We start from the raw sequence: 25,366 nt of genomic DNA, 5'->3' as shown, positions 1-25,366 counted from the left end.
GTCTGAACCTTCCCATGGGGGCAGGGTCAAGCGTAGCCCGGCAAGTCCTGCCTCGATTCAGGGCTATTACACCAAGGCGCTTGACCCTCCCATGGTGGTAAGGTTGAGACTACAGGCATGAACACCCCATCCACGTTAAAAACATCTCCCGTCATGCCGGCGCTGACCGAGTGGCAGTTTCCCGTCCAGGGCATGAGCTGCGCGTCCTGCGTGGCGCGTGTGGAACGTTCGCTGGCCAACGTCCCGGGCGTTGAGGACGTGAGCGTCAATTTCGCGACCGAACAGGCCAGCGTCAAGGTGCGCGCCGGTGTCGGCATGCACGCCCTGAGGACCGCCGTCGCCAAAGCCGGCTATAGCGTGGCCGAACAATCCTTGCGGCTCAAAATAGACGGCATGACCTGCGCCTCCTGCGTGTCGCGCGTCGAGAAGGCGCTCAAGCAGGTACCCGGGGTGCTGTCGGCCAGTGTCAACCTGGCCACTGAAACCGCGGAAGTCAGCGTGGCCGGCGACGGCGCCTTATTGCCTGCGCTGATGGCGGCAGTGGCCAAAGCCGGCTACCACGCGTGTGAAATCCCCGCTTCCGGCACTCCCGTGGACAAACCCGCCGCCGCCTGGTGGCCCATCGTGCTGGCGGCTGTCCTGTCTGCGCCGCTGGCGCTGCCCATGGTCGGGACGCTGTTCGGCAAAGACTGGATGCTGGGCGGCTGGTGGCAATGGCTGCTGGCCACGCCGGTGCAGTTCTGGCTGGGCGCACGCTTTTACCGCGCCGGCAGGAGCGCCTTGCGCGCCCGCACCGGCAACATGGATTTGCTGGTCGCGTTGGGCACCTCAGCCGCCTACGGCCTGAGCATCTATCAATTGCTGCGGCATGGCGGCCATGGCATGGCTCACCTGTATTTTGAAGCCTCGGCAGTCGTCATCACACTGGTGTTGTTGGGCAAATGGATGGAAGCGCGCGCCAAACACCAAACGACCGCCGCCATCCGCGCGTTGCAGGCGCTGCGCCCCGACACCGCGCGCCGTCGGCGCGATGGAAGGGACGAAGACGTAGCCTTGCAAGACATACAGCTCGGCGACCTGGTGGTGGTGCGCCCTGGCGAACGCATCGCGGTCGACGGCGAGATCGTCGAGGGCTCCACGCAGGTGGACGAATCGCTGATCACCGGCGAAAGCCTGCCTGTTGCCAAGCATGCGGGCGACCACGTGACTGGCGGCGCGGTCAATGCCGAAGGCCTGATCGTGGTGCGCACCACGGCCATAGGCGCGGAGTCCACGCTGGCCCGCATCGTGCGCATGGTCGAATCGGCCCAAGCCAAAAAAGCACCGATACAGCGGCTGGTGGATCAGGTCAGCGCGGTGTTTGTGCCAGTGGTGATCACCATTGCCCTGGTGACGTTGCTGGGCTGGGGCCTGGCCACGCAGGACTGGGAGGCGGCCATCCTCAATGCGGTCGCTGTGCTGGTGATCGCCTGCCCCTGCGCACTGGGGCTGGCAACGCCTACCGCCATCATGGTGGGCACCGGCGCCGCCGCACGCCAGGGCATCCTGATCAAGGACGCGGAGGCGCTGGAAGTGGCGCACAGCGTCAAGGTAGTGGCTTTTGACAAAACCGGCACGCTGACCGAGGGTAAGCCCGAACTGGTGGCGCTGGAGCCCAGCGCCATCGCTGCCGATGAGCTGCTGGCCTGGTCGGCCGCCATCCAGTCGGGCAGCGAACACCCGCTCGCCCGCGCGGTCACACGGCGCGCGGCGGAGCAGCAGCTTGAGATTCCCGCGGCGACAGAGTTGCGCGCCGTCGCCGGCCGCGGCATGGCCGCCGTGGTGGCAGGCCGCGAACTGCGACTCGGAAGCCCGCGCTTCATGCAGGAGCTGGGTCTGGACTTGAACAACCTCGCCGCACTGAACGCTCGCGCAAAAGAACTCGAAGCCGAAGGCCGCACGGTGTCATGGCTGGCCGAAGTCACCGGAACACCGCGGCTTCTCGGGCTGATGGCGTTTGGCGACACGCTCAAAAGCAGCGCGGCGCCGGCGATTGCCCGCCTCCACGCATTGGGCATTCAAACTGCTTTGGTGACCGGCGACAACCCCGGCAGCGCCGAAGCCGCGGCGCAGCAACTCGGAATAGACCTTGTACATAGCCAGGTGTTGCCGCAAGACAAAGCCGCCATCATCGGCCAGCTCAAGGCTGGCGTGCAAGCGCAAGGCGGGCGTGTGGCCATGGTGGGCGACGGCATCAACGATGCGCCGGCCCTCGCCGCGGCCGATGTGGGCATCGCGATGTCCACTGGTACCGACGTGGCCATGCACGCAGCCGGCATTACGCTGATGCGCGGCAACCCGGCTCTGGTGGCGGACGCCATCGATATTTCGCGCCGCACCTACGCCAAGATCCGCCAGAACCTGTTCTGGGCCTTTATCTACAACGTGGTCGGCATCCCGCTGGCTGCACTGGGGCTGCTCAGCCCCGTCATCGCCGGCGCCGCCATGGCGCTGAGCAGCGCCAGCGTGGTGATGAACGCCTTGCTGTTGCGCCGCTGGAAAGGAAGCACCCATGACTGACACCATTGATACAGGCCCGCTCAACATCGGCCAGGCCGCTGCGCACTCGGGCGTGTCGGCCAAGATGATTCGCCACTACGAGTCGCTGGGCCTGCTGCCCACGGTGCACCGCACCGACGCGGGCTACCGCCAATACGGCGAAAAAGAAGTGCATACGCTGCGCTTCATACGCCGCGCCCGCACCTTGGGTTTCAGCATGGCCGAGATCACCGAACTGCTAAAGCTGTGGCAGAACAAGCGCCGCGCCAGCGCGGACGTCAAACGCATCGCACTGGCCCATGTGGCCGATCTGGAGCGCCGCATCGCGGAGATGGAGGCGATGAAGCAGACCCTGGGGCACCTGGCGCATTGTTGCCAAGGCAACAGCCGGCCCGACTGCCCTATCCTGACCGAGTTGGCGGCTTGATCGCGGCTGAATGAAATGTCCGGTTCTGGCGAGCGTCAGCGAGCCGTCGGATTTATCCTGAGCTGTTGATGGACGCTCCATCGCCCTGACGAATTGCAGCATGCCACTTGTTTCTGAAGCACCTATCCTGTTGCCCGACCCAACTGAAGCCGGCGCTGGCCCGGATGACTGGGCGCACATCACAGCCACACTGAACCGCCACGGCAGCGCTGTGCTGCCACAGCTGCTGAGCGCGCAGGAATGCGAAACCGTGGCCGGGCTGTATGCCGGTGCATGCCATTTCCGCAGTCGCGTGGTGATGCAGCGCCACGGCTTTGGCCAGGGCGAATATCAGTACTTCAATTACCCGCTGCCGGACATCGTGGCGCGGCTGCGCACCATGCTTTACCCGCAGCTGGTCGGCGTAGCCAACGCCTGGAACCAGGCCATGGGAGTCGATGTACGTTACCCGGTTGCCCATGCTGACTTCCTCGCGCGCTGCCACAAAGCCGGCCAGGAGCGGCCTACGCCGCTGCTCTTGCAATATGGCCCCGGCGACTACAACTGCCTGCACCAGGACCTGTATGGCGAGCATGTGTTCCCGATCCAGGTCGCGGTGCTGCTGTCGCGCCCGGGCGAAGATTTCACGGGCGGCGAATTTGTGCTGACCGAGCAACGCCCGCGCATGCAGTCGCGGCCCGAGGTGGTGCCGCTGCGGCAAGGCGATGCCGTGGTGTTTGCCGTGCACCATCGCCCGGTACAAGGCAGCCGGGGGTTTTACCGGGTCAACATTCGGCACGGCGTCAGCACGGTGCGCAGTGGGCACCGGCACACGCTGGGCATTATTTTTCATGACGCTCAATGAAGGAGATGGCTTGACCTTGGGGCTTTTTGATGAGGTGCCGGCGCCATACACCACGCCCGAGGTGATTGCACCGGGCGCCATGCTGCTGCGCGGCTTTGCCCTCGAGGTGGATGAAGCCTTGCTACAAGCCGTGGAAGACGTGGTCGCGGCCGCGCCACTGCGCCATCTGGTCACACCGGGCGGCTACACCATGTCGGTCGCGATGAGCAACTGCGGCGCGCTGGGTTGGGTGTCCGACCGCAGCGGTTACCGCTACGACACCAAAGACCCGCTCTCTGGCAAGCCCTGGCCGACGATGCCAGGCAGCTTCTCCGAACTCGCTCTGCGCGCCGCAGCGGAAGCGGGCTTTGACCACTTCCGCCCGGACGCCTGCCTGATCAATCGCTATGAACCCGGCGCGCGGCTGTCGCTGCACCAGGACAAAGACGAAGGCAACATGGACGCACCGATTGTGTCGGTGTCGCTGGGCCTGCCTGCCGTGTTCCTGTTCGGCGGCTTGAACCGCAGCGGTCGCCCCGCGCGATACCGCCTGGTGCATGGCGACGTCGCGGTGTGGGGCGGCCCATCGCGGCTGGCCTATCACGGCGTGGCGCCGCTGGCCGAGGGTGAGCATGCGCGCCTGGGCCGGCAGCGCATCAATCTGACGTTTCGCTGCGCGCGCTGAACAGGCCGAACGCGCTCAGGCGCGTTCGCGAAATTTTTTCAACCAACCCAGACCGGCCGGCGTAGCACCGGCTTCTGCGCCGCGCAGCGGTTTGTACTCGCACCCCACCCAGCCGCTGTAGCCCAGCTCATCCAGCAACGCAAACAGATAGGGATAGTTGATCTCGCCAACATCCGGCTCATTGCGGCCAGGCGCACCGGCGATCTGCAGATGGCCCACATGGCCCGTGGGCAAGTATTTGCGCAGCTTCATGGCCAGGTCGCCTTCAACAACCTGGCAGTGGTAGAGGTCCATCTGCACCTTGACGTTGAGCGCGCCCACTTCACGGATGATTTCATGCGCGTGGTCTTGCCGGTTCAGAAAGAAACGCGGAATGTCACGCGTGTTGATGGGTTCGATCAGAAGATCCACACTCACCTTGGCCGCCAGCGTGGCGGCCTCACGCAGGTTGTTCACATAGGTGGGCTGCACTGCTTCCCGCTCCATCCCCTCCGGCAACACACCCGCCATCACGTGGATGCGCGGGCAGCCCAGCGCTTGCGCATAGTCGAGCGCAATGGCGATGCCGGCGCGGAACTCGGTCTCATGGCCCGGCAGGCAGGCCGTGCCTTTTTGCGAGGAGGCCCAGGCCTTTTCAATACTGGCCACATCCACGCCGCCGGGCGGAGCGTTGAACAGCACCAGCTGCTGGCCGTGCTGCTGCAGGATGGCTTTGAGCGCCGCTGGTTCCCATGCATACGGCGAGAGGATCTCCACAGCCGTGAAGCCGTCACGCGCAGCGGCGGCAAAGCGTTCGGCCATGGGTAGCTCGGTGTACATCCAGCTGAGGTTGGCGGCAAATTGGGGCATGGGTTTCAGGGGCTAGGTGTGTCGGGGCCAGGCGCGGACTGGCATTCCCAGAATATCCGCGCGGTGCAGTGGCGGCAAATCTCCGGATCCAGCTTGTTGAAGATGGTGGCGATGGCGGTGAACTTGTCGGGGAACTGGTGCTCTGGCCCGAGCACGCTGGTAAAGCCGGTCTTGCGCCACATGCGGATCACCTCGGGCCGCGGCCGGTGAAAGTACAGATCGCCGCCCATGGCGCGGCGTGCGGCGAGTTCAGCCTCCCAGAGCTCGGCCCCAGCCAGGTCAATGAAGTTCATGCTCTTGCCCATGACAAGCAGGTGTTTTTGCGGCTGAGGCTGGGTGCGCAGCGCGTGCAGGATGTCGGCGACGTGCTGTGTCGCGCCAAAGTAGACCTCGCCCTCCATGCGCAACAGCTTAAGTTGTGGACATTCCGGCAAGGTCTGGGGCGTTGCTTCCATTGACGCGTCTGCCTTCTGTGGAGAAACGACATCAACCCCCGCATCAACGCTGTTGTCAACCACGACAAACTGCCGGTCCAAGCCACGGCTGTCAAAGCCCATGGTGCGCATCGCAGGCTTTGACGTGCGGTAGAGGAAGGACATCAGCGACAAAATCATGCCCAGCAAGATCGCGATCTCCAGCCGTATGGTGACGGTCGCCACCATGGTGGCCATCGCCACACCGAAGTCGCTGCGGCTCAAAGTGAACAGCTGGCGCCAGCGCGCGAAGTCCAGCAGCGCGAACGCCACCAGCACCAGCAGCGCCGCCAGCGCGGCCATGGGGATTTGCGCGAGTAGCGGCGCGCTCACCGCCACCAGCGCCAGCAGCAACAATGCCGAAAACACCGAGGCCAGCGGCGTGCGCGCACCGGCCTCCAGGTTGGGCATGGAGCGGTTCATCGAGCCGCAGGAAACGTAGCTCGAGAAAAACCCGCCAACGATGTTGGACAGGCCCTGGCCGCGGAACTCGCGGTTGGCGTCTATGCGTTGGCCCGAGCGCAGCGCCACCGTCTTGGCGATCGAGATCGCCTGGCCCAGCGCGACGATGGTTAGCGCAAACGCCAGGCCGATAAGGTCGGCGGCCTGCGCCCAGCTGATGCGCGGCACTTCGAACCTCGGCCAGGGTATGGGGATCTGGCCCACAGTACGCAACGAGGCGGAGGGTGCGGCACCGGGATGAAGAAGGCCGCTCCACACCCAGGCCAGCGCAGTGGCCACCGCCAATCCGATCAACATGTACGGCCAGTTGCGGCGCAGGTGGCGCAGCAGCAGCGCGACGCCCAGGGTGATGGCCGCAACACCCAGCGCCATGGGCTGGGCGGAAGTGATCTGCGTGAGAACATGTCCAAGAACCGCGGCCGCGCTGTGCTCAGGTGCGGCCGGCAAGCCCAGCAGGTCGGGCAACGCATGCACGGCGATCAGCAGCGCCGCGCCCGAAGTAAAACCAAACAGCACCGCCGGTGAAATGAAGTTGGCCAGCACACCCAGGCGCAACGCGCCAATCAGCCACTGCATGACGCCCACCATCACGGTGACGGCCAGCGCCAGCTGAATGTAGAGCGGGCTAAAGGCCATGGCCAGCGGCGAGAGCATGGCGAACAGCGCCAGCGAGTTGGCGTTGGTGGGCCCCGACATGACATGCCGGCTGGAACCGAAAAGCGCGGCGATGATGCAGGGAATCACAGCGGTGTAAAGGCCGTAGGCCGGCGGCAGGCCGGCCAGCGTTGCGAAGGCAATGCCTTGCGGCAGCACCAGCACTGCGCCCAAGAGACCCGCCATCGCATCGGCCCGCACAGTAGCAGGCGACACCTCGCGCACCCAGTCGCCAAAAAGGCGTTCCAGGAGCGGGATCGACGGCCGGGATGCGCTGGGGGCTGAGGGTTCCATCACGAGGGCCTGAGCATACCGCGCCCAGCCCCCGGTCATCCAGCGCCGCGATCAGGCCAGGCCGGACAAGCGCAGCAGCAGGCCGGCGAGCGCCGACGCCGCAATCACCTGAATCACGCCGCGCTTGTAGCGCAGCAGCGCCACGGCGGCACCCAAAGTAATGGCCAGCGCATAAAAGTCCACCCGGGCCAGCCAGGGGCCACCGGTGTTCGCGCGCAGGGCAATGTGCGCCAGGAAAAACAGCGCCAGGCTGGCGATCACGCCGACCACCGCGGCCGTGATGGCCGTGAGCGGCGCAGTGAAATGCAGCTTGCCGTGCGTGGACTCCACCAGCGGCCCACCTGCCAGAATGAACAGAAAGGAGGGCAGGAAGGTGAACCAGGTCACCACGCTGGCTGCCAGCGCCGCGCCCAGAAACAGCATGTCCGGGCCCAACACCTGCTTGGCCCAGCCGCCCATAAAGCCGACGAAGGCCACCACCATGATCAGCGGGCCGGGCGTGGTTTCACCCAGCGCAAGCCCGTCGATCATCTGCGGGCCGGTCAGCCAGTGGAACTGCTCCACCGCTCCCTGGTAGACATAGGGCAGGACCGCATAAGCGCCGCCGAAGGTGAGCAGCGCAGCCTTGGTGAAGAACCAGCCCATCTGCGTCAGCGTGGCATCCCAGCCCCGTGTCGCCATCAATGCCCCTATGGGCAATAGCCACAACACCGCGCCCACGCCCAGTACGGCGGCCAGGCGCGAAGGCTTGAAGCGGGCGTGCTCCGGTGTCGGCGTGTCGTCGTCGATCAGCGCCGGCCCATATCCAAGCCTGGCCTCGCCATGCCCCGCGCCACCGGAAAACTGTGCCGGCGAGAAGCGGGCCCCCAGCCACCCCACCACCGCCGCGCCAAGTACGATCAGCGGAAACGGCAGGTTCAACGCATAGATTGCTATAAAACTGATAGCTGCTATCGCCCATAGAACGGGGGCCTGGGCCGGTTTTCTTAATGAGCGTGAGCCGATGCGATGCACCGCCTGCAGCACAATGGCGGCGACCGCCGGCTTGATGCCGTAAAACAGGCCGGCGACCAGCGGCACATCACCAAAGGCCACATAAACCCAGCTGAGCGCGATCAGGATAAACAGTGAAGGCAGCACAAACAGCGCGCCTGCCACGATGCCGCCCCAAGTGCGGTGCATGAGCCAGCCGATGTAGGTGGCCAGCTGCTGTGCCTCGGGGCCGGGCAGCAGCATGCAGTAGTTCAGCGCATGCAGAAAGCGCCGCTCGCTGATCCAGCGTCTTTGCTCGACCAGTTCGCGATGCATGATGGCAATCTGCCCGGCGGGCCCGCCAAAGCTGATGAAGCCGAGCTTGAGCCAGAACTTGAGCGCGTCGACAAAAGACACGGCCGACGGCCGTTCATGGGGCAAAGGGAGGGAAGAGGGCAAGGCGGTGGTCACTTGGCGGCTCCGGTCATGGTTTCTGGTTTCCAGTTGTGCGGCTCGCCTTGCGCACTGCGGCACCATGCGTAGAGCGCGTCGTATAGCGGCATGGCAGCCTCCAGCATGGCGTGGTCGTCGTCCGCGTGCAGGCGCGACAGGCCCAACGAGAACGCCAGCAGGCCGGCCGATTGCGGCGCGAGTTCGAGGCGGTCTGTATCGGCGCCACGCACGATGCGCGCCAGGGTGGCCAGCGCGGGATCTGTCAATCCAAAGGCCCGCATCAGAGTGTCAAAGCTGCACAGCTCGCCTTCATGCGAGACCGGCGCGCCAGGAATGTCGTAGGCCACGGCACCCAGCCGTTTTGCTTCACTCAGCACCTGCAGAGTCGGCACGTAGAAGAATTCCGCGCGCTCATCGATGAAGCGCCGTACCAGCCAAGGGCAGGCGATGCGGTCGATTTTGGGCCGCTCACGCGTGATCCAGCGCGAGGGCTGCTCGCCGGTGACGCCCCATTCGGGCCGCTTGAAGACGGTGGCGGGGCGCTGCGCGCGCCATTGGGCGATGTCTTGCGGCGTATCAACGCCGTCTTCACCACCTTCGATACCGCCGGCTAGCGCGTAAGCATTCCAGCCCGCGGCGCGCAGCTCGGCGACAGCATCCGCGCTGACGTTGTGTCCATAGACGCAATACACAACGACTTCGCGCGGTGGCTGTGACACGGCAAAGGCCGCCACATTTTCCGGTGCGCAGCGCTGGGCACCTGCAATTAGACGGGGGCTTTCAAGGAATTTTCCTTTGCGCCTCACATCGAGCAGCAAAGGTGCATCGGCACGGCCCATGCGGGCGGCGAGTTCCTGGGGGGAAATGGAGGGAACGGAAAGGGTAGAGGTGTCCACGGAGTACTCCAATGAGTTGCCAGCGCTTGGACGGGACACCGTCTATCTGTGAAGATTCGGGAGGCTGAAATCCCGATGCGCGAATACTAACACCAGAGCGCGTCCTTGCGCCAATCCTAACTCCGCTGGAACTTGAAAACCGCCCGGCTGGCACGGGCATTCGGCCAAAAGCGGACTTCGCGGCCATCCTGCAAGCCGAAGGAATCCAGGATCTGCAACTGGTTTTGCAGCGCAAGCGCTTCAAAATCCTGCAGCGTGCCGACACGGATGTTGGGCGTGTCATACCACTGGTAAGGCAACACCTTCGTTACCGGCATGCGGCCGCGCGCAACAGCCAGGCGGTTGGGCCAGTGGCCGAAGTTGGGAAACACGACGATGCCGGCGCGGCCTACACGCGCGGTTTCACGCAGCATGGTTTCGGCGTTGTGCAGGTGTTGCAGCGTGTCGATCTGCAGCACCACGTCAAACGAGCGGTCGCCAAACAGCGCCAGGCCCGCTTCCAGGTTGAGCTGGATCACGTTGACGCCGCGCGCCACGCAGGCCTGGACGTTGGCGTCGTTGATCTCGACGCCGTAGCCCGAGCAGCCGCGTTCACGGATCAGGTAGTCCAGCAGCTCGCCGGTGCCGCAGCCCAGGTCAAGCACACGGGAGCCGTGCGGCACCAGCCGCGCGATGGACAGCAAATCAGCCGAGGGCTGAACATTGAGTTCGACAGGCAGGTTCATACAGCGGCCACCTTGCTCTGAAAATAGGAGCGCACCACGCCCAGGTAGCGATCATCCTCCAGCAAAAAAGCATCATGGCCGTGCGGTGCGTCGATTTCGGCGTAGCTCACATCACGCTGGTTGTCGAGCAGCGCCTTAACGATTTCGCGGCTGCGCGCGGGGGAAAAGCGCCAGTCGGTGGTGAAACTCACGAGCAGGAACCTGGCCGTCACATGGGCCAGCGCCTGGGTGAGGTTGCCGCCATACACCCGGGCTGGGTCGAAGTAGTCGAGCGCGCGGGTAATCAGCAAATAGGTGTTGGCGTCAAAGTACTCGCTGAATTTGTCGCCCTGGTAGCGCAGGTAGCTTTCGATTTCGAACTCGATGTCTTGCGTCGTGTATTTATAGGGGGCATCGGCATTCACCGTCTCGGCTACCGCTTGCCGTAACTGACGGCCGAACTTCTCGTTCATCACGTCGTCGCTCAGGTAAGTGATGTGGCCGATCATGCGGGCGATGCGCAAGCCGCGTTTGGGCAGCACGCCGTGACGGTAGAAATGGCCGCCGTGAAAATCGGGATCGGTCACGATGGCGCGGCGGGCGACTTCGTTGAAGGCGATGTTCTCGGCGGTGAGGTTGGGCGCGCTGGCCACCACCACGGCGTGGCGCACGCGGTCGGGGTATTGCAGCGTCCAGGCCAGTGCCTGCATGCCGCCCAGGCTGCCTCCCATCACGGCGGCCAGGGTCTGGATGCCCAGGCGGTCCAGCAGGCGGGCCTGGGCGCTGACCCAGTCCTGCACTGTGACGACGGGGAAGTCGGCGCCGTAGAGCTCCTGCGTGTCGGGGTTGGGCTGCATGGGCCCGGTGGAGCCGAAGCAGGAGCCTAAATTGTTGACGCCAATGACGAAGAAGCGGTCAGTGTCGACCGGCTTGCCGGGGCCGATCATGGTGTCCCACCAGCCTTCGGATTTGGCTATCGGCTGGCCCTGCGCATCGAGGTACACGCCCGCCACATGGTGCGAGGCATTGAGCGCGTGGCAGATCAGCACGGCGTTGGATTTGTCGGCGTTGAGCTCGCCGTAGGTCTCATAGCTCAGGTCGTAGGCGCGTATTGACGCGCCGCTCTGCAGCGGTAGCGCCTCAACGAAATGCATGCTGAGCGGGGTGGCAATAAGTGTCAAAAAATCACCTGCTGAAAACAAAAAACCCGGCATCGCTAAAGCGAGTCCGGGTTTTTGGATGTCGTCTTTAGCTGTACTTTTTAAGCGCCCGCAAGCTGAGCAAATCGGCGCTGTGGACAGTATAGCAAGCCGGGGTCACATCAAAAGCGCAGCCAGGCCCAGGCCCGCAAAGATGATCGCCGACACAATGTGCACAGCGCGCAGCGGCACCAGGCGCGTGACGCGCTCACCGAGCCAGACCACCGGCGCGTTCGCCAGCATCATGCCCAGGGTGGTGCCCGCGACCACGCTGACGATGGCGTCGTAGCGCGCGGCCAGCATCACGGTGGCGATCTGTGTCTTGTCGCCCATTTCCGCCAGGAAGAAGACCAGCACGGTGGTGAAGAACACGCCGTAGCGCGGCGGCTTTTTCTCCTCGTCCGCGTCCAGCTTGTCGGGCACCAGCATCCACGCCGCCATTGCCAGAAACGAGGCGCCCAGGATCCAGCGCAGCATTTGAGGGCCGATCAGTGTGGTGACCCAGGCGCCGGCGGCGCCGGCCAATGCGTGGTTGACCAGGGTCGCGACAAAGATACCGGAGACGATGGGCCAGGGCTTCTTGAAGCGGGCAGCGAGGATAAGCGCGAGGAGTTGCGTCTTGTCGCCCATTTCGGCGAGGGCGACGATGCCCGTGGAGACGAGGAAAGCTTCCATTCAAAAAAACTCCGGCCGAAAACCCATGACTGCACGGCATCCCCGGCCTGAAGCGGAGGCTGTGCAGTCAAAGGTCTCGCGTGATCCGAAGACCGCTTGCGCCATGTCCAGAAGAACAGGTTCCAAGGACAAGTCTGTTGACGCAAGCCCCTTTCAGGATTGAAAGGCTGGCTACTCCCCAATGACAGCTTTCATTATATCGGCGGGCGTCCAAGCGCTTTCAGGCTGAAATGGTGCACAGAGTTGTTCGCTCGCACACTTGAGGCGCATTTCTTGCTTGTATTTGGTGCGATTATGGGAATTTCCCTGAAATCGCACCAATAAATAGCAATTTCATTTGAAGAGGGACTTATGGAAGCACTAAAACAGGGCTCAGATGCCTTGTTCATCCTGCTGGGCGGCATCATGGTGCTCGCCATGCATGCCGGTTTTGCCTTTCTGGAACTGGGTACGGTTCGCAAAAAGAACCAGGTCAATGCCCTGGTCAAGATCCTGGTGGACTTCTCGGTATCCACCGTGGTGTATTTCATGGTGGGCTATGGCGTAGCCTACGGCACCCATTTTTTCGTTGGCGCAGAGCAATTGGCGGCCAAAAACGGCTATGAGCTGGTCAAGTTCTTTTTCCTGCTGACCTTTGCCGCAGCCATTCCAGCGATTATTTCGGGCGGCATCGCCGAGCGGGCGCGCTTTTATCCGCAGCTCATCGCGACCGCCGTCATCGTCGGTTTCGTCTACCCCTTCTTCGAAGGCATCGTCTGGAACCAGCACTTCGGGGTGCAGGCCTGGATCAAATCGCTGACCGGTGCGGAGTTTCATGATTTCGCGGGCTCCATCGTGGTTCACGCCGTGGGCGGCTGGCTGGCCTTGCCGGCGGTGATTTTGCTGGGCGCGCGCAGCAACCGCTACCGCAAGGACGGCGCAGTGTCGGCCCATCCGCCTTCGAACATTCCTTTTCTGGCCCTGGGTGCCTGGATCCTCACTGTGGGCTGGTTCGGCTTTAACGTGATGAGCGCACAGACCATCGACAAAATCTCCGGCCTGGTCGCCGTCAACTCCCTGATGGCCATGGTCGGCGGCACACTCGCCGCCCTGGTGTTTGGCAAGAATGACCCGGGGTTTGTGCACAACGGGCCGCTGGCCGGTCTGGTGGCGGTATGCGCAGGCTCAGACCTGATGCATCCGCTGGGCGCGCTGGTGACGGGCGGCGTCGCCGGCGGCGTGTTCGTCGTGATGTTCACGCTGACGCAGAACAAATGGAAGATTGACGACGTACTGGGCGTCTGGCCGCTGCATGGCTTGTGCGGCCTGTGGGGTGGCATCGCGGCCGGCATCTTCGGCAACCAGACCCTGGGGGGGCTGGGCGGTGTGAGCTTTGGCGCCCAGCTGCTGGGCAGCGCCATGGGCGTGGCCTGGGCGCTGCTGGCGGGCTTTACTGTCTATGGCGCCCTCAAGTCCACGATGGGCCTCAGGCTGAGTCAGGAAGAAGAATTTGAAGGTGCGGATTTGTCCGTCCACCGCATTGGCGCCACACCGGATCGCGAAGTCAACTGGTGAGAGGATGAAGCTGGGATAGAGCCCTGCGAGAGCCCTATTTCATTATTAATGTCCGCGTTGAAGGCGTTGTACCACCCAGCGGTCCAGCGACCATGGGCCCAGGCCGTAAATGGCCAGCCCCGCCAGCAGCGAGCCCCAGAACACATGCTGCTGCAGGGCGGCCGGCGCAATCTCGCTGAGCGAGATCACCGCCACGGCATTCACCACGAACAGCCCCAGGGGCGAAAACCGCCCTCCCAGGCCCAGCACGAGCAGAACCGGCAAGGCGATCTCGCCTGCAGTACCCATGGCTGCGGCCAAAGCGGGCGGCAGCAAAGGGACTTTGTACTCGTCGGTGAAGAGGGCTACGGTGATTTCCCAGTCCCTCAGCTTGGTCAGGCCCGAGAGAAAGAAGACCTGCGCGATGTACAACCGGGCCAGCAGGGCTGCAAGCGGCTGGAACGAATCCAGCAAGCGTGTCAGCAGGCGCCACAGGCCCAGGCCGCGCTGCAAAACGCTTGCTCGACTTGCATGGGCGGTGTTGACGGTGTTCATGGATGTTCCCCTTGGGTTGTTATGAAAATTAAAAGAACTGCGCTAAGCGGCACGAACCAGCCGGGAATTCAGATGCGTCAATCGGTACGCCCCCGTGACAAGGCCATCTTGCACGGCCGGGCCCAGCCAGTTTTCGAAGCTGAACGCCGCTGTGGATTCCATCGCGCCGCTCGGCGCACATTCCAGTGCACTCCCCAGCACAGCTTCCAGCGAGCGCCCGGCTTGAAGCGCCGCCAGCAAGGCATATTCAGCCGCAGTGACGGCGCACGCACGAGGCTTGAAGCCTTGCCGCCAGATCAGCGCGTGCTCCGCCGCGCCGGCGCGCAGCAACGCAGCCGCCTCAGCCAACGCAGGCTCGCCCAGCAGGTGGGCGTTGACAATGCTGGCCACCGGATAACCGCTGGCCAGCAGAAAAACACCGGCGCCCAAGGTCAGCGTGATCTCTGCAGGATCAGCCTCTGATAGCAGGGCAAAAGAACGCGGATCGGGCCGGGCGTCGGCGGCTGTCGCTGCCTGGTGCAGCGCCCACTCAACGCGGGCGACGTCGCCCAGGTAGGGTTCGTCCGCCAGTTGCGGGGCGGCCTCCAGGAAAGCCGCGAGCGCATCGCCCCAGCAAGCCATGTCGCCCCGGCAGGGAGGATGGCGCAGCCAGAAATGCCGCGCCAGCGCCGCAAAACTCTCGCCCCCGATCAGCTGCGCCAGCACCGGATAGGCCGCGCCCAGCGCCCGTTCCGCCAACGCCAGCCCGTTGGCCTGGTAGGCCTGCAAACCCCGGCGCGCCAGCGGTGCATAAGCCCCTCCTGGCTGAAGGTGAGACCAGAGGCCGCTGTCGTCGCGCTCGCCCAGCAGGGCGTGCAGCAATGCTTGCTGTTGCCGGGCCAGCATGTCGATTCCGTTCATGCGCTCACCGCCTGCGGAGCGCCTGCCGTGATGCTTCGCGCGTGTACGGCTTCCTCCAACAGCACCTGCAACGGCGGAATGTCGGTGTCCCATTCCACCAGCGCCGGCACGCTGCCAAAGCGCTGCCGGGCGCGACGATAGATCTGCCAGACGTCGGCGCACACGCGGCTGCCGTGATCGTCGATCACGATGTCACCGCCATCATGATGGCCGGCCAGGTGAAGTTCACCCACGCAGCCGGGCGGAATCTGCTCCAGCCAATTCAGGCAAGCGGCCAATGGGTCGGCCTCGTTGCCGGCAAGGCGAGCGTTGAGCGCATTGACATAGATATTGTTCACGTCGACCAGCAGGCCACAACCCGTGCGCGCCACCAGCTCACGAAGAAATGTGGTCTCCTCGCGATCCGAACTGTTGAAGTGCAGATAGGCCGACAGGTTTTCCACCAGCAGCGGCCGTTTCAGCCGGTCCTGCACGCGCTGCACGTTGGCGCAGATCACGTCCAGCGCCGCATTGTTGAAGGCAAGGGGCAGCAGGTCCGCGGCGTGGAGCTCGCGGCCCGCCGACGCGCCTCGCGCAAAACAGGCATGGTCGGAAACGCGGATTGGCTCGATGCGTGCCACCAGGCGGGCCAGCTGATCGAGATGCCAGGCATCGATGCCGCAGACCGAACCCAGGGCCAGCCCGACACCGTGCAGGCTGACAGGATAGTGTTCACGCGCCTGGCTCAGCACGGCCAGCGCGGCACCACCTTCCGCAAAAAAATTCTCGGAATGGACCTCGATGAAATCCACATCAGGCAAGGACTCCAGCAGCTCGCCGTAATGGGGGTGCCGCCAGCCGATCCCGCAGGTGGCAGTGCCCGTGTGATGTGAGGGGGACATGGTGAATGCTGTGCTGGTCTGGCGGAAGGGATCTAGAGGGGCTGCCGGCTACACGGCATGCCCGACTTTTTGCCTTGGCAAAGATGCGTGCTCAGCTCTTCTTTTCCATGGCCTTCATCTTGGCCTGCTCTGCGGTCATGCCCTTCATGCTGGCGCAAGTGCCCTTGGCAACATATTTCCATTCGTTGGCATCGGCGCCGACCTTGGACTGGCCGGCGCAGGAGTGCGTGCCGCTCAGGTTGGCGCAGTCGTTCTGCCCGGCGGTAGTGATGCCGTAGCACTTTTCTTTTTCCTGGGCGGCGGCGGGCGCTGCGACGAACATGGTGGACAGCAGGGAGGCTGCAGCGGCGGCAATCATGGCGCGTTGGTTCATGGTGAAAGCTCCTGTTAATTCGTGAAGTGTGAAAGTTGAATAAAACAACCACGGCAGAATTTTTTTGTTTTTCTGTGTGGTTGCGAATTAGTCTGACCCGCTCCGGTTTTCTTACGCGTGCCAAAAAATTTTTTTGCGCCGGACCGGATCGTTAGCCCACGCCTGCTTTTGCTACAGCAAATCGGCGATGCGATCCCAGGCTTCGGGAGGGATGCGGCCCACATAGCGCTCGACCACATTACCTGTCTTGTCGACGAGAAATGCGGCCGGCAGCTGCAGGGGCTTGCCGATGTTGTCTTTGTAGCCGCCGTCACCTGTCCACAGCTGCACAAACCGCTGCTTCACGGGAATGGTGCGGGAAATGATGCGTTCGTAATCGAGGAAATCCTGCATGCGCGAGTCGGTGTTGACGGCGACAAGTTCAAAAGGTTTGCCTGCCCAACCCTCGTAGTTGTTTCGCAGCTCAGGCATCTTGTCGCGGCACACAGCGCAGCCGGTTGACCAGAACATCACCAGCACCACCTTGCCCTTCAGCGAAGCCAGCCTGAAGGGTGCGCCCTCAATCGTCTTGCCCTCGATCTGCGGCACGGCGGCGGGCACCATCGCGGGGGCAGGTGCGCTTGCGGCCCTGGCAGCTGCCGGGACTTGGGCGATGGCTGATGCAATTGACATCAGGGACGCAAGAGACAAGAGCAAGGCCCGCCCGTAAATTCCGTTGGGCTGGCGGCTGGCGGTTTGGGAAAACGTGTGTTCGGTCGGGCTCATGGCGATGTCCTTGGCGGTGGTGTATTGGGTAGTAGTCGCAGCCCAGCCACGGTCCTTACGCATTTCGTCCGATTTTTTCTGGCAAGGCGGCCGCGTGCGGCTAGACTTCCGGCCATGCCTACTTTTGAAGAGCAGCTGGTTGAACACCGCGTCTATCTCCTTCGTTTTGCGCGCCTGCAGCTGCGCAACGATGAATGGGCCGAGGACGCCGTGTCGGAAACGTTGCTGGCGGCTTTATCCAAGCCGCAGTCTTTCGGCAACCGCTCCCAGCTCAAGACGTGGCTTGTCGGCATTCTCAAGCACAAGGTCATTGACCTGATCCGCAGCAATGCGCGCATGGTGGCGGTGCCGGACGCCCACGGCGACGAAGAGGGTGACGAGCTCGACCGGCTCTCTTTCCGGGCCGACGGGCATTTCACAGAACCGCCCAATGACTGGGGCAATCCGGACCAGACCCTGCAGCAGGTTCAGTTCTTTCAGGTACTGGACGCATGCATGGAACGCCTGCCACCGGCATTGGGGCGGCTGTTCCTGATGCGTGAGTGGCTGGAGCTTTCCTCGCAGGAAGTCTGTAAGGAACTCTCACTGACACCGACCAACCTGTATGTCCAGTTGCATCGAGCCCGCCTGCGCCTGCAGGAGTGCCTGAATATCCACTGGTTTGGCAAACTCAGCACCTGATACGGCCGGCCCTTAACGTGAAACCCAACATTACCCTGTTAAGACGCACCTGCCGCGAGGCTGCGGCATTGCTGATCGCGCGGGAAGACCGCGCACTCCGTTTGCCCGACCACATTGCGCTCAAGCTGCATCTTCTGGCCTGCGATGCCTGCCCGAAGTTTGAGAACCAGATTCTGACCATGCGCGCCGCGATGACGCAGTGGCGCAACTATTCGGATCTTGCCGAGGCTGGCTCCACCGAATTGCCGCCCGATATTCGTCCCAAATAACGCGCCGCCGAACGGGCGAAGGCGCTCGCCATCTCATCGAATAAATATGGATTCGGAATGAATCATTGCAATTTTTTGTAACTATTTTCCTTCCGCGCGCGCGTCAACTGTCCTGCTTATGGCTTTTAACGGACACATCCTCGCTTCCAGCATCAGGGCTGTCCGGAGAGAACTTACGACTCTGATTTCTTCGCGCCGGTAGCCTCTATTCATTGGTAAATCCATAAACAGTAGGCGCTAACTTATTAAGCAGGGCCGTAAATTCGGGCCACTAATAGCGCTTTATTGTTAAACACCCGCGTAGCTGGTGCGAAAACCTCATCCCGGGCTTTTTGTTGTGCCATCTTCAATAGAAGTGCTTTGGGTTACCCTCCGCGGCCTTCAAGTCAGCGGGCAGGTCGATACAAAAATCGTAAACAAACCCGGGAAGCCCCTGTTTATGCGGGCTTGCGAGGCCCAGGCAGTAACGCCAGCTGGTTGTCTTTTTGATAACTGACGCATAATATGCCGGTGCGAGTGTCACTATTCGCACACGTTAGGTGATCGGTCAGTTTCGCGCGCTACAGCGGTACGTATCAAGATTTGTTGTGCTTTCGGGACCCCATCGCTTTTGTTTTTGTGTTTTAGAGGAGTCCCTTCATGGGCAACAAACTTTACGTCGGCAACCTGCCGTACTCGGTCCGCGACGAAGACCTGCAACAATCTTTTGGCCAATTTGGCGCTGTCACCAGCGCTAAAGTCATGATGGAACGCGACACCGGTCGCTCCAAAGGCTTTGGCTTTGTCGAAATGGGCAGCGATGCAGAAGCCCAGGCAGCTATCAACGGCATGAACGGCCAGCCTCTGGGCGGCCGTAGCGTTGTCGTGAACGAAGCACGTCCCATGGAGGCACGTCCTCCACGTAGCGGCGGCTTCGGCGGCGGCGGTGGTGGCGGCTACGGTGGTGGTGGCGGCGACCGTTCCGGCGGTGGTGGCTACGGCGGTGGCGGCGGTGGTCGCTCCGGCGGCGGCGGTGGCGACGGCGGTTTCCGCAGCCCCTACGGCGGCGGCGGTAGCGGCGGTGGCCGTTCCGGTGGTGGCGGCGGTGGTGGACGCGGCGGCTACTAAGCCCTGCAGAACCCCCTCTTCAGCCTCTGGTTGAAGAGCGCTTAAAAGGCTTCAAGACTTCGGTTTTGAAGCCTTTTTGCTTTGTAGTGCCCAATAAATGGGCGCGAGCAGCTCCTGTTTTGATAGCGCAGCGCGCAAAAGCGCCCGGCTCTCAGCTCTCGCCCTGGCGATGCTTGCGTGCGCGGCCAGACAAAGCCTTGTCGAACACCGCATTGGGCAGCAGACGCAACAGCTTGGCCACCACACCCATTTGCCAGGGGATCACCCGGTAGCTGCACCCCGCCTGGATGGTGGCAAACGCTTTTTCGGCAAATACCTCGGCCTTCATCAGAAACGGCATGGCATAGCGGTTTTCGCGGGTCAGCGGCGTGTCGATGTAACCTGGGCAAATCGTCACCACCTTCACGCCACTGGGGCGCAGTTCCCCGCGCAGGCTTTCGCAATAGGCGATGACTGCAGCCTTGCTCGCGCAATAGGCGCCATGGCCGGGAAGGCCCCGTATGCCGGCCACGCTGCCAATACCAACCAGTGTTCCTGTGCCTCGCGAAACCATGCCGGCGATGAACGGGTGAAAGGTGGCTGCGACACCGATATTGTTGGTCGCAAAAGTCCGGGCCATGACCTCAAGGTCAGCACGCACCGCGGAGTCCATGCCGATGCTGATACCGGCATTGGCAATCACCACATCGGGCACGCCCTGCGCGGCGATGCAAGCCTCGCCGGCGGACACAATGCTGTCGATGTCGGATACGTCTGCGCCGTAGACCTGGTAGCGGCTCGCACTGATGGCATGGGTCTCGGCCCAGGCCTGGACCTCGGCGGTTCTGCGAGCAGCCAGCGCCAGCCGATAGCCTGCAGAATAAAAACGCAGTGCCAATGCCTGACCGATACCGCTGGAAGCGCCGGTGATAAATACGAGTCTGGACATGGTGGGCAGTCGTTGATTAGAGAGTGTCGCGTTAGCGGGTCGCTGGTGCGTTGCTTGCCGGATTGACGGGTGGTGCAGGCGTGAGAGTGGGCAAGGTACCAGCACCTGCAGCGCTGGCCGCGGAACGCGGGACGAGAATGCCGCGGACACGTCCCTTGAGATCGGCCACCTGGTCCAGGTTGTCGTAGGCAAAAGTGTCACCGGTGAACTGGTCGGTGCCGCGAATCAGCAGCACCGGTTTGTGCGACTTCACGCGCTCGTCATTCAGGAAGGCATGAAGAAACTCACCGCGAAATTCCATGCGCGGCGTTTCCTTCCCGTTCGCATCTTGGCTCGCCTCCCTGACCACTACCGCATTGCCCGTCAACTGCACTTCCGATCCATCACCGTTGGTGTAGGCCCGGTTGGCCGTAGCCGTCGTGATGCGCTTTTCCACATTAATGCTGCGGATGCGCACCTGGTCAATTTCCAGGATGTCGGTGTCGGCGAAATGCCGGGCCTCTGTCCCATAAATTTCGCTCTTGAGCTGGCCCCCGTCGTCAAACGTCTTGACGGTGAACTTGCGCATGAAATAGTCCACATCGTGGCTCGCCTCCCTGGCCACTTCCGGCGTGCTGAAGATCGGGGTGTTGCGCACAAGCCAGTAGGTACCCAGCGCCAGCACCCCCATCATCACCAGCGGCATGTAAATGGCCATGCTGTCCCAGACGCGCAGAAAGCGTCGCCACACATTTTTCAGGTGCAGCAGGGCGCCGCGGTTCTTCGCCGCGGTGCTCACTGGCTGTACTCCTGAAGGAGCCCGGCATAGCGTCCGCTGGCAACCAGCAGCACATCACAGAACTCGCGTGCGGCGCCATGGCCACCAGGTGCTTGTGTCACATGATGGGCCATCGCACGAACCTCCGCGTGCGCATTGATCGGCGCGCAGCTCAATGCCACACGGGACAGAACAGGCAGGTCGGGCCAGTCGTCACCCATGGCTGCGGCAGCGCTCCAGTCCAGCCCCAGGGCCTGCAGCGTGAGCTCGGCGGCCGGGCGTTTGTCCTCCGTACCGAAATGGGCATGGGTGATGCCGAGTGCCTGCAAACGTGCGCGCAGCACGTGGCTATCGCGCCCGGTGATGACGGCGGGAGTAATGCCGGCCCTCTGGAGCAACTTGAGGCCATGGCCGTCCAGCGTGTTGAACCGTTTGACGATCTCACCCGAAGCGCGATAACCACCTGACGCCACAGCCAGTTCATGGCCGTCGGGGTATTCGGAAAAATACAGGCCACCGTCCGTGAGTACGCCGTCAACGTCAAAAAATGCCACCTTGATGCCTTGCGCGCGCAGCAGCAGTTCAGGCGGAAAGCTCAGTGTTGGAGTAAGCATCTATCGTTTCACCGCAAGCCAAATAACGGGTGCAAGTGTCATATCACTTTTGCGCGCATCAGGTCGTTGGTATTCAGCGCCCCGCATAACACCCCTGCGTCGTCCACAACCAGCACGCTGGTGATGCGGTGCTGCTCCATCAATGCCACAGCCTCGACAGCCAGCGAATCCGGCTGTATCGTGCGCGGATTGGCGCGCATCACATCGCCCGCCTTGCTGCTGCGCAGGTCCACGCCTTTTTCGACCAGCCGGCGTAAATCGCCGTCGGTAAATATACCGAGCACCCGCCGGCTGCCGTCCACCACCGCAGAAGCCCCAAGTCCCTTGGCGCTCATTTCACGCATGAGATCGGTGAAGCTGGTATCAGCCAGCACTTGCGGCACCGCATCGCCGCTGCGCATCACGTCACTGACATGCGTGAGCAGCTTGCGGCCGAGCGCACCGCCCGGGTGGGAGCGGGCAAAGTCTTCTTCCTTGAAACCGCGCGCATCCAGCAAGGCGACGGCCAGCGCGTCACCCAGGGCGAGCTGCGCGGTCGTGCTGGCCGTCGGCGCCAGGTTGAGCGGACAGGCTTCCTGCGCCACGCTGCTGTCGAGCGTCACCCGTGCATGCCGGGCAAGCGTGGACTGTGCGCCCCCGGTAATTGCCACCATCGGTACGCCCTGACGGCTTAACACCGGCAGGATCATCGTCAACTCGGCACTCTCGCCGCTGTTGGAAATTGCGAGTACTACGTCGATGGCCTTGATCATGCCCAGGTCGCCGTGGCTGGCTTCAGCCGGATGCACAAACATGGCAGGTGTTCCGGTGGAGGCGAGTGTGGCGGCAATCTTGCGGCCTATATGGCCGCTTTTTCCCATGCCCATGACAACCACTCGGCCGCGGCACTGCAGCATCAACTCCACGGCCTGGGCAAACTCATCGCCCAGCCGTCCCACCAGGCCCAGCACAGCGGCGGCTTCTATTTCAAAAGTCTTCCTGGCTAGGCTCAGCACCTGTTCGGCATCAAAATTCACGGCGTCAAGGCTCATGGCTGCATTCTATAGAGGCGGGCAGGCCCCATCCTGCCGGCCTGCCGCCGCGTGAATGGGCCTTTGCCGCCTGCAAATCGTCAAGGCCACGCAATATCCTCGGCTACCATCAACGCATGAGCGCGCTTGAACTGACCCTGCTGTACCTGCTGGCTGCTGTGCTGGGTGTGGTGGCATGCCGTTCGCTCAAGCTGCCGCCCATGCTGGGTTACCTGGCGGTCGGCGTGGTCATCGGGCCCAACGCACTGGCGCTGGCGCAAAATTCCGACGGCGTCAGGCATTTGGGCGAGTTCGGCGTGGTGTTTCTGATGTTCGTGATCGGGCTTGAGTTCAACCTGCCCAAGCTGCGCTCCATGCGGCGTCACGTCTTTGGCCTGGGCCTGCTGCAAGTCACGCTGACCATCGTGCTGGCCACGGTGGGCTCGCTGTTCCTTGCCAGCATGGCCCCCGGTCTCTGGAAGATGGGCTGGCAGACCGCGCTGGCGCTGTCCGGTGCCATCGCCATGAGCAGCACCGCTATTGTGGTCAAACTGCTGTCGGAGCGACTTGAACTCGAATCCGAACACGGCAAGCGTGTCATGGGCGTGCTGTTGTTCCAGGACTTGGCCGTTGTGCCGTTGCTCGTGCTGATTCCGGCACTGGGCGCGCCCGCCGATGCGCTCCTGATGGCGCTGGCGATCGCGGGGCTGAAGGCGGCCGTGCTGGTGGGGCTGCTGCTCACCGGCGGGCAACGCATCATGCGCTGGTGGCTCACCATCGTGGCACGGCGCAAAAGCGAAGAACTGTTCGTGCTCAACCTGCTGCTGGTCACGCTGGCGCTGGCCTGGCTGACCGAGCGCGCCGGGCTGAGCCTGGCGCTGGGCGCCTTTATTGCCGGCATGCTGATCTCCGAGACGGAATACAAACACCAGGTCGAAACCGACATACGGCCCTTCCACGATGTTTTGCTGGGTCTTTTCTTCATCAGCATCGGCATGCTGCTGGACTGGCGGCTGGTGCTGGAACGATGGCCGCTGGTGCTGTTGCTGACGACGTTGCCTGTTCTCTTCAAGCTGGTGCTGGTTACCGCGCTGGCGCGTTCGCTGGGTGCAACAGCCGGCGTATCGCTGCGCACCGGCCTGTATCTTGCCCAGGCGGGCGAATTCGGCTTTGTGCTGCTGACGCTGGCCCAGCAAAGCAAGCTGGTGCCACCCGCACTGTTAAATCCCATTTTGGCCAGCATGGTGCTGTCCATGCTGGCGACGCCCTTCATCATCATGTACAGCAACCGCATTGTGATGAAGCTCGTTTCCAGCGAGTGGCTGCAGCAATCGCTGCAAATGACCACCATTGCACGCAAGTCCATCAACGCCAACAAACACGTGATCATTTGCGGCTATGGCCGCTGCGGCCAGAACCTGGGTCACATGCTGGAGCGCGAAGGCATCCAGTACATGGCGCTTGACCTCGACCCTGACCGGGTACGGCAGGCCGCAGCCGCAGGCGATTCGGTGGTGTTCGGTGATGCGGTGCGGCTCCAGGCCCTGATGGCAGCCGGGCTGGCCCGGGCCAGCGCCGTGGTGGTAACTTATCTCGACACAGCCAGCGCCCTCAAGGTGCTGGCCAACACGCGCGCCCACGCGCCGACCGTGCCGGTGATTGTGCGGACGGTAGACGACCACGACCTGGAAAAACTCCAGGCAGCCGGCGCTACAGAGGTCGTGCCAGAGGCCATCGAAGGCAGCCTGATGCTGGCCAGCCATGCGTTGGCGCTGGTAGGGGTGCCCATGCGCCGTGTGATCCGCGTCGTGCAGGATCAACGTGACGCCCGGTACAACCTGCTGCGAGGTTACTTTCGCGGTGCCGACGACGACACCGTCAACGAGCTCGAGCAGGAGCGCCTGTCAAACGTCACATTGCCGCTGGGCACCAGGTCTGCCGGAAAACCTTTGGGTGCGGTGGCACTGGGCGCCGGCGGCGTGCGTGTGGTCAGCCTGCGCCGCAGCAATGGCAAGGCAGTGGCCGCGCATGACGAAACATTGCTGGAGGGCGGGGACACGCTGGTGCTGTCAGGCAAGCCCGAGGCATTGGCCGTGGCCGAAGAGAAGCTCCTGCGCGGCCGTATCAACTGAGCAGCGGGCCGCCCGTCGCAAAGAGGGGCTTCCGGGGAAACATCTCACCGCTTTGTTCGCGCCTGCAGCAGGTCGTTGTTCGTTGGCACTGACGGCACAATATGGGCGCCACCCACCTTGGACACGCCATGCCTGATCTGCACAGCCTCACTCACCAGACCGTCGGCCAATACCTGAAGAACCATATCCGCACCGTGCCCGACTGGCCGGCCCCCGGCGTGCAGTTTCGCGACATCACACCGCTGCTGCAGAACCCCAAGGTCTTTCGCGTGCTGATCGACGCTTTTGTGCACCGCTACATGGACGGCAAGCTCCGCCCCGACATCGTGGCAGGGCTGGATGCGCGCGGGTTCATCCTTGGCGCCGTCATCGCCTATGAGTTGAATGTTGGCTTTGTGCCGATACGCAAAAAAGGCAAACTGCCCTTCACGACCGTGCAGGAAACCTATGAGCTCGAATATGGAAGCGCCACTGTCGAGCTGCATACCGATGCGGTCAAGCCCGGCGACCGGGTGCTGCTGATCGACGACCTGATCGCCACGGGCGGCACCATGATGGCCGGCAAGAAACTGCTGGAGAAGTTGGGCGCCACTGTCACCGAAGGAGCGGCGATTGTTGACCTGCCGGAACTCGGTGGTTCGGAAAAACTGCGGGCAGCAGAGCTGCCGCTGTTCACCTTGATCGACTTTTCGGGGCATTGAGCCGCGGGATGCAGTTCTGGAAACTGCCCGGAGAGAGAACGGGTTCAGCTATAACT

26 protein-coding genes and 1 riboswitch are annotated in these 25,366 nt (G+C 62.9%); of the genes, 10 read left to right on the top strand and 16 right to left on the bottom strand.

The window, feature by feature from the left end; genetic code table 11:
- Positions 1-117 precede the first annotated feature (117 nt).
- The 4 genes from AC1DVV_RS21060 (at position 118) to alkB (ending at position 4,473) form a co-directional block, all read left to right on the top strand.
- A complete protein-coding gene (locus tag AC1DVV_RS21060) occupies positions 118-2,559 on the top strand; it encodes a heavy metal translocating P-type ATPase (RefSeq protein ID WP_477667058.1) in 2,442 nt (813 codons plus the stop codon).
- Positions 2,552-2,965, top strand: a complete 414-nt coding sequence (gene cueR / locus AC1DVV_RS21055; RefSeq protein ID WP_457281922.1) for a Cu(I)-responsive transcriptional regulator — start codon at positions 2,552-2,554, stop codon at positions 2,963-2,965. The genes AC1DVV_RS21060 and cueR overlap by 8 nt, the downstream gene beginning before the upstream one ends.
- Positions 2,966-3,065: 100 nt before the next feature.
- A complete protein-coding gene (locus AC1DVV_RS21050) occupies positions 3,066-3,809 on the top strand; it encodes a 2OG-Fe(II) oxygenase (RefSeq protein ID WP_477702291.1) in 744 nt (247 codons plus the stop codon).
- A 10-nt stretch (positions 3,810-3,819) separates the two neighbouring features.
- Complete coding sequence (alkB, locus tag AC1DVV_RS21045; RefSeq protein WP_477702306.1) at positions 3,820-4,473, top strand: DNA oxidative demethylase AlkB; 654 nt, start codon at positions 3,820-3,822, stop codon at positions 4,471-4,473.
- Positions 4,474-4,488: 15 nt separating this feature from the next.
- Here the strand turns inward: alkB and otnI are convergent, their stop codons facing one another.
- The 7 genes from otnI to AC1DVV_RS21010 all read right to left on the bottom strand — a co-directional run bounded on the left by otnI (position 4,489) and on the right by AC1DVV_RS21010 (position 12,104).
- Positions 4,489-5,322 (bottom strand): 2-oxo-tetronate isomerase, encoded by an 834-nt coding sequence (gene otnI / locus AC1DVV_RS21040; protein WP_457281919.1) that lies wholly within the window; start codon positions 5,320-5,322, stop codon positions 4,489-4,491.
- 5 nt (positions 5,323-5,327) lie between these two features.
- Positions 5,328-7,205 carry a SulP family inorganic anion transporter gene (locus tag AC1DVV_RS21035; protein ID WP_477702292.1) on the bottom strand — a complete coding sequence of 626 codons (1,878 nt, stop codon included), beginning with the start codon at positions 7,203-7,205 and terminating at the stop codon, positions 5,328-5,330.
- Between the two features lie 51 nt (positions 7,206-7,256).
- A complete protein-coding gene (chrA, locus tag AC1DVV_RS21030) occupies positions 7,257-8,648 on the bottom strand; it encodes a chromate efflux transporter (RefSeq protein ID WP_477702293.1) in 1,392 nt (463 codons plus the stop codon).
- A complete protein-coding gene (locus AC1DVV_RS21025; RefSeq protein ID WP_477702294.1) occupies positions 8,645-9,526 on the bottom strand; it encodes a chromate resistance protein ChrB domain-containing protein in 882 nt (293 codons plus the stop codon). Before AC1DVV_RS21025 ends, chrA begins: the two co-directional genes overlap by 4 nt.
- Positions 9,527-9,642: 116 nt before the next feature.
- On the bottom strand, positions 9,643-10,251 hold the full coding sequence (metW, locus tag AC1DVV_RS21020; RefSeq protein ID WP_477689728.1) for a methionine biosynthesis protein MetW: 609 nt from the start codon (positions 10,249-10,251) through the stop codon (positions 9,643-9,645).
- Positions 10,248-11,411, bottom strand: a complete 1,164-nt coding sequence (gene metX, locus AC1DVV_RS21015; protein ID WP_477689727.1) for a homoserine O-succinyltransferase MetX — start codon at positions 11,409-11,411, stop codon at positions 10,248-10,250. The genes metW and metX overlap by 4 nt, the downstream gene beginning before the upstream one ends.
- Positions 11,412-11,546: 135 nt before the next feature.
- Positions 11,547-12,104: a TMEM165/GDT1 family protein gene (locus AC1DVV_RS21010; protein WP_477702295.1), complete on the bottom strand. Its 558-nt coding sequence runs from the start codon at positions 12,102-12,104 to the stop codon at positions 11,547-11,549.
- Positions 12,094-12,296: riboswitch (yybP-ykoY riboswitch) on the bottom strand. (Overlaps the previous gene by 11 nt.)
- A gap of 159 nt (positions 12,297-12,455) precedes the next feature.
- Here AC1DVV_RS21010 and AC1DVV_RS21005 point away from each other — a divergent pair.
- A complete protein-coding gene (locus AC1DVV_RS21005) occupies positions 12,456-13,658 on the top strand; it encodes an ammonium transporter (RefSeq protein WP_457281912.1) in 1,203 nt (400 codons plus the stop codon).
- A gap of 45 nt (positions 13,659-13,703) precedes the next feature.
- On the opposite strand, the gene AC1DVV_RS21000 is transcribed toward AC1DVV_RS21005, so the two are convergent.
- The 5 genes from AC1DVV_RS21000 to AC1DVV_RS20980 form a co-directional block, all read right to left on the bottom strand.
- Positions 13,704-14,192, bottom strand: coding sequence for a DoxX family protein (locus AC1DVV_RS21000; RefSeq protein ID WP_457281911.1), 489 nt, complete (start codon positions 14,190-14,192; stop codon positions 13,704-13,706).
- 42 nt (positions 14,193-14,234) lie between these two features.
- Positions 14,235-15,092: an HvfC/BufC family peptide modification chaperone gene (locus tag AC1DVV_RS20995; RefSeq protein ID WP_477702296.1), complete on the bottom strand. Its 858-nt coding sequence runs from the start codon at positions 15,090-15,092 to the stop codon at positions 14,235-14,237.
- A complete protein-coding gene (gene bufB / locus AC1DVV_RS20990; protein WP_457281909.1) occupies positions 15,089-15,973 on the bottom strand; it encodes an MNIO family bufferin maturase in 885 nt (294 codons plus the stop codon). Before bufB ends, AC1DVV_RS20995 begins: the two co-directional genes overlap by 4 nt.
- Before the next feature lie 91 nt (positions 15,974-16,064).
- A complete protein-coding gene (locus AC1DVV_RS20985; RefSeq protein WP_457281908.1) occupies positions 16,065-16,346 on the bottom strand; it encodes a BufA1 family periplasmic bufferin-type metallophore in 282 nt (93 codons plus the stop codon).
- 171 nt (positions 16,347-16,517) lie between these two features.
- Positions 16,518-17,174, bottom strand: a complete 657-nt coding sequence (locus tag AC1DVV_RS20980; RefSeq protein WP_477667053.1) for a peroxiredoxin family protein — start codon at positions 17,172-17,174, stop codon at positions 16,518-16,520.
- A gap of 51 nt (positions 17,175-17,225) precedes the next feature.
- Here AC1DVV_RS20980 and AC1DVV_RS20975 point away from each other — a divergent pair, with 51 nt between their 5' ends.
- The 3 genes from AC1DVV_RS20975 to AC1DVV_RS20965 all read left to right on the top strand — a co-directional run bounded on the left by AC1DVV_RS20975 (position 17,226) and on the right by AC1DVV_RS20965 (position 19,168).
- The gene (locus AC1DVV_RS20975; RefSeq protein ID WP_477667052.1) at positions 17,226-17,792 is read left to right on the top strand and encodes a sigma-70 family RNA polymerase sigma factor; all 567 of its coding nucleotides are present in this window, start codon (positions 17,226-17,228) and stop codon (positions 17,790-17,792) included.
- Between the two features lie 17 nt (positions 17,793-17,809).
- Entirely contained in the window at positions 17,810-18,061 is a 252-nt protein-coding gene (locus tag AC1DVV_RS20970) for a zf-HC2 domain-containing protein (protein WP_457281905.1), read from the top strand.
- Positions 18,062-18,700: 639 nt separating this feature from the next.
- Complete coding sequence (locus AC1DVV_RS20965) at positions 18,701-19,168, top strand: RNA recognition motif domain-containing protein (RefSeq protein WP_457281904.1); 468 nt, start codon at positions 18,701-18,703, stop codon at positions 19,166-19,168.
- A 151-nt stretch (positions 19,169-19,319) separates the two neighbouring features.
- On the opposite strand, the gene AC1DVV_RS20960 is transcribed toward AC1DVV_RS20965, so the two are convergent.
- From AC1DVV_RS20960 to AC1DVV_RS20945, 4 genes are all read right to left on the bottom strand, one after another.
- Positions 19,320-20,096 (bottom strand): SDR family oxidoreductase, encoded by a 777-nt coding sequence (locus AC1DVV_RS20960; RefSeq protein WP_457281903.1) that lies wholly within the window; start codon positions 20,094-20,096, stop codon positions 19,320-19,322.
- Positions 20,097-20,127: 31 nt separating this feature from the next.
- Complete coding sequence (gene lptC, locus AC1DVV_RS20955) at positions 20,128-20,793, bottom strand: LPS export ABC transporter periplasmic protein LptC (RefSeq protein WP_457282087.1); 666 nt, start codon at positions 20,791-20,793, stop codon at positions 20,128-20,130.
- Positions 20,794-20,870: 77 nt separating this feature from the next.
- A complete protein-coding gene (locus AC1DVV_RS20950) occupies positions 20,871-21,467 on the bottom strand; it encodes a KdsC family phosphatase (protein ID WP_477667050.1) in 597 nt (198 codons plus the stop codon).
- A 38-nt stretch (positions 21,468-21,505) separates the two neighbouring features.
- A complete protein-coding gene (locus tag AC1DVV_RS20945) occupies positions 21,506-22,498 on the bottom strand; it encodes a KpsF/GutQ family sugar-phosphate isomerase (RefSeq protein WP_457281901.1) in 993 nt (330 codons plus the stop codon).
- 116 nt (positions 22,499-22,614) lie between these two features.
- Here AC1DVV_RS20945 and AC1DVV_RS20940 point away from each other — a divergent pair, with 116 nt between their 5' ends.
- Positions 22,615-24,609 (top strand): monovalent cation:proton antiporter family protein, encoded by a 1,995-nt coding sequence (locus AC1DVV_RS20940; protein WP_477702297.1) that lies wholly within the window; start codon positions 22,615-22,617, stop codon positions 24,607-24,609.
- Positions 24,610-24,737: 128 nt separating this feature from the next.
- A complete protein-coding gene (locus AC1DVV_RS20935; RefSeq protein ID WP_477702298.1) occupies positions 24,738-25,310 on the top strand; it encodes an adenine phosphoribosyltransferase in 573 nt (190 codons plus the stop codon).
- Positions 25,311-25,366 lie beyond the last annotated feature (56 nt).

Source organism: Polaromonas sp. P3_B4 (assembly GCF_056402835.1).
Note: the sequence above shows the minus strand (reverse complement) of the source record. Positions and strands in the feature narration are given on the sequence as shown.